We start from the raw sequence: 12,678 nt of genomic DNA, 5'->3' as shown, positions 1-12,678 counted from the left end.
CCGTGTCGCGCCTCGGCACGATCACCCGGCGCGGCCTCGTCATCGGCGCCGTCGCCGTCGCCGGCGGCGTGGCCTTCGGCGCGTGGAGCGTTCGCCGCCCCCACGCCAACCCTCTCGCGGACGGGCTTGCCGAGGGCGCGGCGACCTTCAACCCCTGGGTCCGTATCGACGCCGACGCGGTCACGCTCGTGACCCCGCACAGCGATCTCGGACAGGGCGCGCGCTCCATGCAGGCGCTGCTGATCGCCGAGGAGATGGACCTCGACTGGGGCGGCTTCCGGACCGAGTACGGCCCGCCCGCGCCGGCCTACTGGAACCGCGCGCTCGCCGATGAGGGCGCCCCCTTCATGGCCCACGATGACGGCACGCTCGCCGAGGGCACGCGCGCCGCGATGGGCGCGGCGATCAAGCTGCTCGGACTGCAGATCACAGGCGGGTCCACCAGCGTTCCCGACAGCTGGGTCAAGCTGCGCGAAGCCGGCGCCGTCGCCCGCGAAACGCTGAAACGCGCCGCCGCCGCAGAGGCGCGCGTGCACGTGCGCGACGTCCGTACGGAGGCGGGCGCGGTGATCCTGCCCGACGGCACCCGGCGCCCCTACACGGCGCTCGCCGCCCGCGCCGCGCGCATCGACCCGGTCACCGACGTGACCCTGCGCGATCCGTCCGCCTGGCGGCTGATCGGACAGTCCCTGCCGCGGCTCGACATCCCGGCAAAGTCGACCGGCGCCCAGACCTACGGGATCGACCTGTCGCTGCCCGACATGCTGCACGCCAGCGTGCGCACCAATCCCGGGCGCGGCCCGCTCGAGGACTTCGACGCCGAGGCGGCCCGCGCCATGCCTGGGGTGGTCGACGTCGTCGAGGTCACGAACGGCGTGGCCGTCCTCGCCGCCGACACCTGGACCGCGATGCGCGCGGTTCACGCGATCGCGTGCCGCTGGGGCCCCGCGCCGTATCCGGCCGAACAGGCCACGCACTGGCAGAGGGTGTCCGACAGCTTCACCGACGCCGCGCTCGACAAGGAGTGGCGCCACGACGGCGACGTGCCCGGTACGCTGACCGCCGAGGCGGCCATCACCGCCGAGTACCGCGCGCCCTACGTCGCGCACCAGCCGCTCGAACCGCTGAACGCGACGGCGCGCGTCGCCGACGGCCGGGTCGAAGTCTGGGCGGCGCACCAGATCCCCCGCTTCGTGGAGCGGATCGCGGCCGAGACGGCAGGCGTCGCGCCCGAAGCCGTCACCTTCCACCAGCAGGATGCCGGCGGCAGCTTCGGCCACCGGCTCGAGTTCGAGAACATCCGCCTCGCGGTCGAGATCGCCGCGCAGGCCGAGGGCCGTCCGGTCAAGCTGACGTTCACCCGCGAGGAGGACTTCGCGCAGGATTTCCCGCGCCAGATCAGCATCGGTCGCGCGCGCGGCACCGTCGGCCCCGAGGGCATCGTCGCCGTTGATATCGAGATCGCCTCGGCCTCGGCCTCGCGATCGCAGATGGCGCGCGCCGGTCAGCCGCTCCCGGGCCCCGACAAGCAGATCCCCTCCGGGGTCTGGAACCAGAGCTACGCGATCCCGCATTTCCGCTGCCGTGCCTACACGGTCGACGGCCTCGCGCCCACGTCCTCGTGGCGCTCGGTCGGCGCATCCTCGGCCGGGTTCTTCTGGGAAAGCGTCGTCGACGAGCTTCTCCACGCGGCGGGCCGCGATCCGCTCGAGGCGCGCATCGCCATGTGCACGGTGCCCCATCACCGCGCCACGCTCGAGGCGGTCGCCGAGATGTGCGACTGGGCCGGCCCGCTCGGCGACGGACGCGGCCGCGGCGTCGCGATGATCGAGAGCTTCGGCGTGCCTTGCGCGCAGGTCGTCGAGGTCGAGGCCTCCGAGGCCGGCCTGCGCATCCCGCGGGTCTGGGTCGCGCTCGATGTCGGCCGCGTGGTCGACCCGATGACCTTCGAGAACCAGGTCCAGGGTGGCGTGATCTGGGGCCTGGGCCACGCGATGAATTCCGAGATCACCTATGCGGGCGGACGCGCCGAGCAGCGCAACTACGACGCGGCACCGGCGATGCGGCTGCACCAGGCGCCCGAGATCGCGGTCCGCGGCCTCGAAACCGCGCCCGAGATCCGCGGCGCGGGCGAGCCGCCGGTGCCGCCCGCCGCGCCGGCGCTCGCCAACGCGATCTTCGCGGCGACCGGGCGCCGCCTGCGCGAGATGCCGTTCAGCCGCGAGATCGCATTCGTCTGATCCGCCGCGCGCGATCCTGCATCAGGCCGCGCGCGGCGCCCGCTGGCGTTGCCGCGACAGCTGCACCGCGAGGATCCCCGCGGCGATCACCGCGACGCCCAGCGCGTCGAGCGGCCCGAACCGCTCGCCGAGCAATACCGCCGCGATCGCCACGCCGAAGAACGGGTTCAGGAAATGAAACGTCGCCGCCCGGGTCGCGCCGATGCGCCCGACGAGCCAGAACCACACCAGAGTCGCGGCGAGGCCGGGCACCAGCGTGGTGTAGAGGAACGCCCAGAACAGCGGCCAGGACGGGCTGACCGCATGGGTCTCGAAGAGCGCCGGCACGACCAGCGCCGCCGACCCGACGAGCATCTGCAGCCCCACCACCATCAGCAGATTGCCGCCCGAACTCGCCTGCCGGAGCGCCAGCGTCGCAGTGGTCAGCGACGCCGCGCCCACGATGCAGAGCACCACACCCAAGGGATCGATCCCGCCCGACATCCGCGCGCCCATGATCACCGCCACGCCGGCGACGCCGGCCACCAGTCCGGCGATACCGAGCGCGGGCAGCTTCTCACCGAACAGCGTCCAGCTCGCGAAGGCCACCATCAGCGGCATCGTCGACGCGATGATGGCCGCCAGCGACGCCTCCACGCTCTGCATCGCGACGAAGTTCAGCCCGAGATAGAGCGTGTTCTGGCAGATCCCGAAGATCACCGTCGCCTTCCATTGCGCCCGCGTCAGATGCCAGCTCTGGCCCAGCGCCCGCGCGATCGCCACCGCGATCAGCCCCGAAATCAGAAAGCGCAGGGCCAGCGCCGACAGCGGCGGCGCCGCGGTCACGATGATCCGCGCCGAGGTGAAGGCCGAGGACCACATCGCCGCGAAGACGAGGCCCATCAGAACGGCGCGGATATCCATGCGGTCTCTCCCGGTCGGCGTGCCGGCCGACCTGACCGGACCCGCGCCGGAGCGTCAAGCGCTCCGCCACCCACGGCGCGCCGGCGCCCCTTCTTCTTGGCCGAAATACTCCGGGGAGCGCGAGGGGCAGCGCCCCTCGCTCCTGCGGTCCGCGTGCGGCGCGGCTGCCGAACGAAAAGGACCCCGCCTGATACGCAGGCGGGGTCAGTGGCGCTCCGCGGCGAGGCGCGGGCGCTGGCGGTAACCGAAAAAATCGTGGAAAGGCGCGCGCCTCAGCCGCTGCCCTGCATCTCCGCGCGGATCTGCTGGCGCAGCACGTCGATCGGTACGGTCACGCCGTCCCGCACGAAGTGCCAGTAGGTCCAGCCGTTGCAGGACGGCGCGCCCTCGAGCGCGGCGCCGACCTGGTGGATCGATCCGGTCACGTCGAGCCCGACGAGCGTGCCGTCCGCGCGCACCCGCGCGCTCTTGCCGGTCGCGGAGACCAGCGTCTCGCCCGGGCGCAGCATGCCGCGCTCGACCAGCTGGCCGAAGGGCACGCGGGGCTCGGCACGCTTCGGCCGGGTGACCTCGAGCGCCGCCTTGTCGAACTTCCGCACCTGGGCGATGCGCGTCTCGGCGACCGTGCGGTAGCTCTCCTCGCGCTCGATGCCGATCCAGTCGCGGCCCAGCATCTTGGCGACGGCGCCGGTCGTACCGGTGCCGAAGAACGGATCGAGCACCACGTCGCCCGGCTTCGTGCAGCCCACCAGCACGCGGTGCAGCAGGCTGATCGGCTTCTGCGTCGGGTGCGCCTTTTCCCCGGCCGCGTCCTTCAACCGCTCGCCGCCGGTGCAGATCGGCAGAACCCAGTCCGACCGCATCTGGATGCCCTCGTTGAGCGCCTTCAGCGCCTCGTAGTTGAAGGTGTAGCGCGCGCCCTCGGACCGCGACGCCCAGATCAGCGTCTCGTGCGCGTTGGTCAGCCGCTTGCCGCGGAAGTTCGGCATCGGGTTGGACTTGCGCCAGACCACGTCGTTGAGGATCCAGTAGCCTTCGTCCTGCAGCGCGGCGCCGACGCGAAAGATGTTGTGGTAGGACCCGATCACCCAGATCGCTCCGTCGGGCTTCAGCAGACGCCGCGCCTCGCGCAGCCACGCGCGGGTGAACGAGTCGTAGCTCGAGAACCCCTCGAACCGGTCCCACGCGTCGTCGACGGCATCGACCCGACTGTTGTCCGGACGGCGCAGATCGCCCTTGAGCTGCAGGTTGTAAGGGGGATCGGCAAAGATCAGATCGACCGACCCGGCGGGCAGCGCGGCCATCTCGGCGACGCAGTCGCCAGCCAGAATCGTGTTGAGAGGGAGCGCCGCGGCGCCCTTCATCCGGTCCATCTTCGTCATTCTCTGCCTCGTTCCCCGGCGCCTCTCTGACGGGCGCGCTGTGGTTGCCGAGGAGGATGAGTCAAAGGCGATTCGCGGTCAATTCCAATTTTGAATCAGCCACTTGGCAAATCATCTTGATACAAGATATTGCGCACGGGCCGGAAGCTCCGCCTATGGTGTGGGGTCACGCCGAGATCTCGGAGCGCCGTTCTGTGTCTTTTGGACGGGTAGCCCATGTTGGTCTCCCAGCCGTAGCCGGGAAAGTGTTGCGCCAAGTCCCGCATGAGCGCGTCGCGCACCACCTTGGCCAGAACCGACGCCGCGGCGACCGACACCGCCCGCGCGTCGCCCCGTATCAGAGGCGTCGCCGGCACCGGGCACGGCAGTGGCACGTGCCGTCCGTCGATCAGCGCATGACCCGGGCGGCGCGGCAGCGCCGCCAGCGCCCGAACCATCGCGAGGTGGCTGGCGCGCAGGATGTTGATCCGGTCGATCTCTTCCACGCTCGCCATGCCGACGCCGGTCTCGCAGCGGGCGAGGAGGATCTCGGCCAGCGCCTCGCGGCGCAGCGCGGACAACGTCTTGCTGTCGCGCAGGCCGTCTGGCAGCGCCGCGGGATCCCAGATCACCGCGGCGGCGACGACGGGGCCGGCCAGCGGGCCGCGGCCCACTTCGTCGACCCCGGCGACCGGTCCGAGGCCGGCCGCGACCAGCGCGCGTTCGTGGTGTTCGTCCATCTGCCTGCTCTAGCGCGAGGACCCGCCCCCGCGCCAGAGCCGCGCTGCGCCCTCAGCCACGAAACCGGTAGCCGCGCTTGCGCAGACACCGCGCGTCGTAGGCCTGGTGCACGCCGCCGCGCAGCCGCACCAGCTGCCGGCACGCATCTGGCAACCTGTATGCGGCAACCCCGTTGCGCAGCAGGCAGCGCGTTCCGAGAAGGCGCGCGTCGCGTCCGTGCCGGGTCTCGACGCGGCGCAAGCAGCGGGCCGGCAGCGTCCGCCGCGACTCGTGCCGCAGGATCCGGCCGCGATGGCCCGGCCGCACGTGGTGCCTGCGGTCCCGGTCGCGGAACCGGTGGTCGTCGCGGTCCCTGTCGCGGATCACGACGCGCCGCTTGTCGCGGTCGTGGTCGGTGTCGCGCGCGGCGTTGACCGCGCTCCCGATGATGGCGAGCGCGGCCGCACCGCCAAGGATGCGGGCAATATCGTCGCGGTCCGCGGCACGGGCGGGTGCCACGCTCGCAGGGACGAACGCCGTGGCGATGGCGGCGGCGATCAGGGTGGTGCGGATGGGCATGGGTCGTCTCCTTGTGGTCGGACAGCCGGATCGGGCGCAGCGGACCGGGGTGAGCGGTCCGCCAGCGCCACGGACAGGTTGACCGGCGAGAGAGACGCCACGCCATGTCGCGCCGGTGTCATCGCATAACCGCGCGCCGAACCGACTGCGGTTATTGCCTTTCCCGGTGCGGCTCCGCAGTGTCGTCGCATGTTGAGATGCCTCGTACTCCTCGCGCTTCTCGCGCCCGTAACCGCAACCGCGCAGGCGGCCTGCTACGCGGATTACAAGGCCAAGCGGGAAGACCCGCTGCGCCTGCACTACGGCGTTGCCGAGATCGCGGGGCCGTGCCGCCGGGGCGCGGCCGCGCGCGAGCTGGAGCCACGGCTGGCCCGGGCGGGATGGACGCTGTTGAACGTGGTATCGGTGTTCGACGAGGACGGACTCGGGGAGAGACGCGACAGTGCCGGCGCGAACTTCCTCCGCTACTGAGGCGCGCCGCTCCGGCACGCGCCTGGTGACGGCGGGCATCGCCGCCATCGTCGTGCTGCTGCTCGGCGCTGGCGCGTGGCTCTTGCTGACCCTGCCGGACGCCGGGGCGTTCAACGACCGGGTCGAACGGCTCTTCGTCGAAAACGACGACCTGACCGCGCAGGCGGAAATCAAGCTCCTCGAAATCCTCGCGCAGTCCGGCACGGCGTTTTCCGAGACGCTGGCCTCCTACCGCACGACGATCTTCGTGCTTCTTGTCTTTGCCACCGCGCTGATGATCGCGGCGCTGGTCTTTCTCGTGATGCTGGTGACGCTCAACCGCCGCATGGCCGAGATCGAACGCTCGGGCATCGAGGTGTCGTCGCTGATCATCAGCCGCGAGGAGAATACCGTCTACCTGAACACGATGGGCTTCAAACTGACCGAGGCGATGATGGAGACGCTGGCGGTGCTGGCCGAGGCGCGGCTCGACGACGAGATGCTGACCGGCGCGCAGATCGAGGCGATGATCTCGGGCCGCCTGGAAGCCGATTGTGACGAGGCCTCGGGCGCCACGCGGGTGAAGCGCCTGCGCGACGGTCTGGGCAATCAGCTGGTCTCCGAACTTCTCGTCAAGACGATCGCGCGGCGGGGGTACGTTCTGGCCGTCGACAAGGGCGTGATCGAGGTCGTCTGAACGCGACACGGAATCGTGAGCACGTCGCTTTCGTGTCGGAAATAGCCGCCGGCTGGATACCGATCGAAACCGGCGATCCTTATATGCCTGCCAGCGTTCAACACCAGTACAGGCACCTCCTCCATGTTCGTCGGCATCATCAGCAGCGTCATCGTCCTCGGCTGCATCGCAGCGGGCTACTTCATCATCAGCGACTTCGTCGGCAAGCTCGAAAAGAAGTCCTGATCCACCGTCGGCCGGTCTGGCACCGGCACCTCGCGGATCCACGAAAAAGGGCCCCGGCAGCGATGCCGGGGCCCGTTCCTTTTTGGAAGCCGAGGCGGCGATCACTCGTCCGCCGGCTCCTCGCTCTTCTCTTCCGAAACCTCTTGGCCGGTCTCCTGGTCGACGACCTTCATCGACAGGCGCACCTTGCCGCGATCGTCGAAGCCCAGAAGCTTGACCCAGACTTCCTGGCCTTCCTTGAGGACGTCCGAGGGATGGTTGAGCCGCTTCGGCATGATCTGCGACACGTGCACGAGGCCGTCGCGCTTGCCGAAGAAGTTCACGAAGGCGCCGAAGTCGACGATCTTCACGACCTTGCCCTTGTAGATCTTGCCTTCCTCGGGCTCGGCCACGATCGAGTAGATCATGTCGTAGGCCTTCTGGATGGCTTCGCCGTTCGGGCTGGCGATCTTGATCACGCCGTCGTCGTTGATGTCGACCTTGGCGCCGGAGGTTTCCACGATCTCGCGGATCACCTTGCCGCCCGAGCCGATCACTTCGCGGATCTTGTCCTGCGGCACGGTCATCGTCTCGATGCGCGGCGCGTGAACGGAGAATGCGCCCACTTCCGACAGCGCCTTGTTCATCTCGTCCAGGATGTGCATCCGGCCGTCCTTGGCCTGCGCAAGCGCCTGGCTCATGATCTCGGGGGTGATCCCCGCGACCTTGATGTCCATCTGCAGCGAGGTGATGCCCTTCTCGGTGCCGGCCACCTTGAAGTCCATGTCGCCGAGGTGATCCTCGTCGCCGAGGATGTCGGTCAACACGGCCCATTCGCCGTCGTCCTCGAGCACGAGGCCCATCGCGACGCCGGCCACGGGCGCCGTCAGCGGAACGCCTGCATCCATCATCGACAGCGACCCGCCGCAGACCGACGCCATCGAGGACGAGCCGTTGGACTCGGTGATCTCGGACACGACGCGGATCGTGTAGGGGAAGTCTGTCGCCGCAGGCAGGACCGCCTGCAGGGCACGCCACGCCAGTTTGCCGTGGCCGATCTCGCGCCGTCCCGGAGGTCCGACGCGACCTGCTTCACCGACCGAGTAGGGCGGGAAGTTGTAGTGCAGCAGGAAGTTCGAGCGGAAGTTGCCGTGCAGCGCGTCGATGATCTGTTCGTCGTCGCCGGTGCCCAGCGTCGTGACGACCATCGCCTGCGTCTCGCCGCGCGTGAACAGCGCCGAGCCGTGCGTCCGCGGCAGGAAGCCGGTCTGCGCCTCGATCCCGCGCACCTGGTCGAGCGCGCGGCCGTCGATGCGCCGCTTGTTCTTGACCACGTCCGCGCGCAGCACGGTGGATTCGAGCTTCTTCAGCGCCGAGCCGAGATTGGGATCTTCGAGTTCGTCCTCGCTCAGCTGCTCCTTGATGGCGGCCTTGGCGTTCGCCACGGCCTCCTGGCGCTCGAGCTTGTCGAGGATCGCATACGCATCGCGCATCTTGTCCTCGCCGAGCGATTTCACTCGGTCGTAGAGCCCGGAGTAGTCCGGCGGCTGGAAGTCGAACGGATCCTTCGCGGCGTCCTCCGCCAGCGACACGATCAGGTCGATCACCGGTTGGATCTGCTCGTGCGCGAAAGTGACCGCGCCCAGCATCTCCTCTTCGGACAGCTCGTAGGCCTCGGACTCGACCATCATCACGGCGTTCTTGGTGCCGGCGACCACGAGGTCGAGCTTCTGGTCAGGGTTGTTGCGCAGGTCCTGCATGTCCTCGACATCGGGGTTGAGGACGTATTCGCCACCCTCGTAGCCGACGCGGCAGCCGGCGATCGGCCCCATGAACGGCGCGCCCGAAATCGTCAGCGCCGCCGAGGCGGCGATCATCGCCACGATGTCGGGATCGTTGACGAGGTCGTGGCTCAGCACGGTGCACATGACGAGGACTTCGTTCTTGAAGCCGGGCACGAAGAGCGGGCGGATCGGACGGTCGATCAGGCGCGCGGTCAGCGTCTCCTTCTCGGTCGGACGCGCCTCGCGCTTGAAGAAGCCGCCGGGCACCTTGCCGGCCGCATAGTATTTTTCCTGGTAATGAACGGTCAGGGGAAAGAAGTCCTGACCCTCTTTTTGCGTCTTGGCAAAGGTCACGTTGGCCATGACGCTCGTCTCGCCCAGGGTGGCGATGACCGAGCCGTCGGCCTGACGGGCGACCTTGCCCGTTTCCAGTGTGAGCGTTTCCTCGCCCCACTGCATTGATTTCTTCGTAACGTTGAACATCCGCGTATCCTGTCTGGGAGCACTCCCGGCCGGATGCCGGGTCTCCCGTTTGAATGGCGGCCCCATTGCCGCCGGCCCCATCATCATCTCCCAGCGCCGGGGCCCGGGCGCCGCGTCTCAGATGCATGGGGCCTATACGAAATGCGGAACGAATGAAACTGTGATTCGCGTCGCAGCCAAGGGGCCGTCGAGCGCACGAAAAAGGGCGGCCCACGGGCCGCCCTGTCGCCTCATATACGCCATGACTTCAGTTGTCGGTGGCGGTCCCGTCCTCGGTATCGTTCATCGCCGGATCGTCGGTCATCGTGGCGATGGGACCGCCGCGCGCGGCTTCCGACGACTGGTCCATCGCGTCCTGAACGGACGCCTCGGAGTCCATCGCGCAGACCTCGAACACACCGGTCACGAGTGCGACCATCGGCTCGCCAGAGGCCTCCCGGTTACCGGTGTCGCCGCCGTCCATTGCGCCCGACGCACTGGCCGTTGCCGAACCTCCGGTCTCAGCGGCGCCCGACGTGTCAGCCGAGGTCGAGGCGCCGGTTTCGGCGGTGCCCGACATGTCCGACGCGGTCGAGCCGCTCGTTTCGGAGGTGTCCGACGCGCCATTCGTCGCATCGTCGGTCGCGCCGAGGTCGGATGCCGTCGTGTCGGAGCTTCCGATCTCGGGATCTTCGGTCATCTCCGCGCCATCCCCTTCGGTCCTGTCGGACGCGCCGAGATCCGATGCACTGGTGTCCGACGTGCCGATCTCCGGATCCGTCGCTGCACTGTCATTACCCGACTCCGACTGTCCGGACGCGCCCTGCATCGACGGCATGATCGGCATCAGGATTTCGCCCTGTTCGGGTGTGTCGAGGACCAGGAACTCGGCGCAGGTCACGTCCATCGCGTTGCGCGGCGCGCCGTCGTCCGACTGAGCGAGAGCCGCACCGGCCGGGACCAGGGCGGTTCCGGCTGCGAGGGCGAGGATACGGGTGATGGTCATGGCAGAAACTCCGCTATTGCTTTCGTCCGCCGGCAGGGACTCAACCAAAGCGCGGGGGTGATGTTCCCGAGCGTCATACGACGCGCGGGCCCCGAAACGCGAAAGGACCGCCGTGGCGGTCCCTTGCATGATGCGGAATGTCCGGTCTCGAGCCGGTGGCTCAGCGACGGATGCCGAGCTTGCCGATGAGCGTGCGATACCGTCCTTCATCGCGCGACCGCAGGTAGTCGAGCAGCTTGCGGCGCTGCGCGACGAGCTTCAGAAGGCCACGGCGGGAGTGGTTGTCCTTCTTGTGCGTCTTGAAGTGTTCGGTCAGCGCGGTGATCCGCGTGGTCAGGATCGCGACCTGAACTTCCGGAGAGCCGGTGTCGCCCTCCTTGGTCGCGAAATCCTTCATGATCTTCTGTTTTTCTTCGAGCGTGATCGACATCGGGATCTCCTGTTCTGGTGTTTCGGTCATGGCGCAAGCCGGGATGTCGTCCAGCAGGGCCCGTGGAGGCACCGGCCACGGCGGCCGGGATGCGCGCGTATAGGGCGAATCGGCTGGCGTGAAAAGCCGAAACTCCGTGCGCTGCTCAGCTCTCGCCATGCGGCAGCAGAGCGATCGCATCGAGCGGCGGCGCATCGGCACCCGGCACGGTGGCGAGGACCGTGCCGTCGGCCACGAGCCGCGACAGCGCCGGGTTCGCCGGATCGACCTGCCAGGTAACGTCCGGCGCTGCACCGGCGGGGTCGAACAACACAACCAGCTTGTCCTCGGCGGGGTCGAACTCTGCCAGGTGCGCCGGGGCGTCGCCCCCGCCGACCGGCGTGCCCCGCAGGTCCAGCGCAACGAGATCTTCGCCGGGCCCACCGGTCACCGTGTCGCCCGCCCCGGGGCGCAGCGTGTCCGCCCCATCGTTGCCGTTGATGTAGTCGCCGTGCGGCACGCCGGCCTCTCGGCCCGCGAGCACGTCGTCACCGGGCCCACCGAACAGGGTGTCGGCGCCATCGCCGCCGTCGAGCATGTCCGCGCCCTCCCGCCCGTGGAGCGCGTCCGCCCCGGCGCCGCCCGAGATCGAGTCGTCGCCGAGCCCGCCGTGCAGCACGTCGGCGCCTGCGCCGCCGCGCAAGGTGTCGTCTCCGTCATGTCCGAATATCGCGTCAGCCCCCGCACCGGCCACGAACCTGTCATCGCCCGCCGCACCGTGAAGCGTGTCGGCCCCGGCGGCCCCGATCAGCAGGTCCGCACCGTCCCCTCCGCTGAGCGCATCGTCACCGGCGGCGCCCCGAAGGGTATCGTCCCCCGCCCCGCCGTTCAGATGATCGGTGAGAACGGTGCCGGTGATCGAATCGGCCGCGGCGCCGCCATCGGCGACCACGCCGCCCTCCTCGGTGACGGGCCAAGACACCGGGCCGGGCGGCTGCGGATGCCGTGCCGGCTCGGGATCCGGTTCCGCGTCGAGGCCGCCCGGCAGGTCCGCGTCGGCGGTATCGACCTCGTCGGGGGCCTCGTCCTCCGCCGCGACCTGGTCGAGGGGGAGCATCCCGGCGAGCGCCACTGTCCCGAGCAGCATCGCCCCGGCAATCCCGGTCAGCCAGATCATCCCGAACCTCCGTCGCGGCGGCGCGGCACGCGATCCGTGCCGGTACTGTCTGGATGTCGGCGACCGCCGCGCGGCGATCAATCGCTTTCGGGTCCGAAGGTTAACGCGGCCCTACCGCTCCGGCACGGCGTAGCGATCCGTCGGCGGCCACTCGGACGGTGCCACCGCATAGGGCACGTAGAGCGGATGCCGGGGATGGCCGTCGCGCGTCAGGCCGAGATGCCAGAGCGCCCCGAGGCGGCGCGCCGCGGCCGGGCCGGCGCCGCGCAGCGCCCCGTGCACGCCCCACGCGGCAATCGTCATCGCCGCGTTTTCGCTCCACTCGGACAAGAGCGCAGCGTTGCCCGGCCCTTCCGGCGCTTCCGCCCGACGCAGATCCGCGGGCCGGGTCGCGCGCCATGCGAAGAGGTTGGCGATACGCACCCCGCCGGCGTCCATCGCCCGCGCACGACGCTCGCACCGTTCGATCGTCGGGTCGTTGGCGCGCTCTGTTGCGGTCGAGGGATTCAACATCACGAAGAGGATGGGCGCTCGGTCCGGATTCCAGATCCGCTCGAGCCCGTAGCGGTAGGCGTCGCAGGGCGAGTAATGCGCGGCCGACACCGTGCCGTCGCGTTCGAACCGTCGCGTCAACATGGCGCCGTCTCTGCCGCGGCCCGCGCGCGGCCGCAAGCCGCCTTGTCTTC

12 protein-coding genes are annotated in these 12,678 nt (G+C 69.5%); 3 read left to right on the top strand and 9 right to left on the bottom strand.

What is annotated here, in order from left to right:
- The first annotated feature begins 2 nt into the window (after positions 1 to 2).
- Positions 3 to 2,240, top strand: a complete 2,238-nt coding sequence (locus ROJ8625_RS17210; RefSeq protein WP_085793161.1) for a xanthine dehydrogenase family protein molybdopterin-binding subunit — start codon at positions 3 to 5, stop codon at positions 2,238 to 2,240.
- A gap of 21 nt (positions 2,241 to 2,261) precedes the next feature.
- Here the strand turns inward: ROJ8625_RS17210 and ROJ8625_RS17205 are convergent, their stop codons facing one another.
- The 4 genes from ROJ8625_RS17205 to ROJ8625_RS17190 form a co-directional block, all read right to left on the bottom strand.
- Positions 2,262 to 3,143, bottom strand: coding sequence for a DMT family transporter (locus ROJ8625_RS17205; RefSeq protein ID WP_085793160.1), 882 nt, complete (start codon positions 3,141 to 3,143; stop codon positions 2,262 to 2,264).
- 272 nt (positions 3,144 to 3,415) lie between these two features.
- Positions 3,416 to 4,525, bottom strand: a complete 1,110-nt coding sequence (locus tag ROJ8625_RS17200) for a site-specific DNA-methyltransferase (RefSeq protein WP_085793159.1) — start codon at positions 4,523 to 4,525, stop codon at positions 3,416 to 3,418.
- 95 nt (positions 4,526 to 4,620) lie between these two features.
- Complete coding sequence (gene rnhB, locus ROJ8625_RS17195; protein ID WP_085793158.1) at positions 4,621 to 5,244, bottom strand: ribonuclease HII; 624 nt, start codon at positions 5,242 to 5,244, stop codon at positions 4,621 to 4,623.
- Positions 5,245 to 5,296: 52 nt separating this feature from the next.
- Entirely contained in the window at positions 5,297 to 5,803 is a 507-nt protein-coding gene (locus tag ROJ8625_RS17190; RefSeq protein ID WP_085793157.1) for a hypothetical protein, read from the bottom strand.
- Between the two features lie 189 nt (positions 5,804 to 5,992).
- On the opposite strand from ROJ8625_RS17190, the gene ROJ8625_RS17185 reads away from it, so the two are divergent.
- Both ROJ8625_RS17185 and ROJ8625_RS17180 read left to right on the top strand, forming a co-directional pair.
- Positions 5,993 to 6,274, top strand: a complete 282-nt coding sequence (locus tag ROJ8625_RS17185) for a hypothetical protein (RefSeq protein WP_085793156.1) — start codon at positions 5,993 to 5,995, stop codon at positions 6,272 to 6,274.
- Between the two features lie 25 nt (positions 6,275 to 6,299).
- Complete coding sequence (locus ROJ8625_RS17180; RefSeq protein WP_370738480.1) at positions 6,300 to 6,950, top strand: winged helix-turn-helix domain-containing protein; 651 nt, start codon at positions 6,300 to 6,302, stop codon at positions 6,948 to 6,950.
- Positions 6,951 to 7,276: 326 nt separating this feature from the next.
- Here the strand turns inward: ROJ8625_RS17180 and pnp are convergent, their stop codons facing one another.
- From pnp to ROJ8625_RS17155, 5 genes are all read right to left on the bottom strand, one after another.
- Positions 7,277 to 9,421 (bottom strand): polyribonucleotide nucleotidyltransferase, encoded by a 2,145-nt coding sequence (pnp, locus tag ROJ8625_RS17175; protein ID WP_085793154.1) that lies wholly within the window; start codon positions 9,419 to 9,421, stop codon positions 7,277 to 7,279.
- A gap of 247 nt (positions 9,422 to 9,668) precedes the next feature.
- Positions 9,669 to 10,406 (bottom strand): hypothetical protein, encoded by a 738-nt coding sequence (locus tag ROJ8625_RS17170; RefSeq protein WP_085793153.1) that lies wholly within the window; start codon positions 10,404 to 10,406, stop codon positions 9,669 to 9,671.
- 160 nt (positions 10,407 to 10,566) lie between these two features.
- The gene (rpsO, locus tag ROJ8625_RS17165; protein WP_085793152.1) at positions 10,567 to 10,836 is read right to left on the bottom strand and encodes a 30S ribosomal protein S15; all 270 of its coding nucleotides are present in this window, start codon (positions 10,834 to 10,836) and stop codon (positions 10,567 to 10,569) included.
- Positions 10,837 to 10,981: 145 nt separating this feature from the next.
- Positions 10,982 to 11,992 (bottom strand): calcium-binding protein, encoded by a 1,011-nt coding sequence (locus ROJ8625_RS17160; RefSeq protein ID WP_085793151.1) that lies wholly within the window; start codon positions 11,990 to 11,992, stop codon positions 10,982 to 10,984.
- Positions 11,993 to 12,103: 111 nt separating this feature from the next.
- Positions 12,104 to 12,628 (bottom strand): DUF1643 domain-containing protein, encoded by a 525-nt coding sequence (locus ROJ8625_RS17155; RefSeq protein ID WP_085793150.1) that lies wholly within the window; start codon positions 12,626 to 12,628, stop codon positions 12,104 to 12,106.
- Between the last annotated feature and the right edge of the window lie 50 nt (positions 12,629 to 12,678).

The organism is Roseivivax jejudonensis (assembly GCF_900172265.1).
In the GTDB taxonomy this organism is placed as follows: Bacteria; Pseudomonadota; Alphaproteobacteria; order Rhodobacterales; family Rhodobacteraceae; genus Roseivivax; species Roseivivax jejudonensis.
This window is presented reverse-complemented; position numbering and strand designations above follow the sequence as displayed.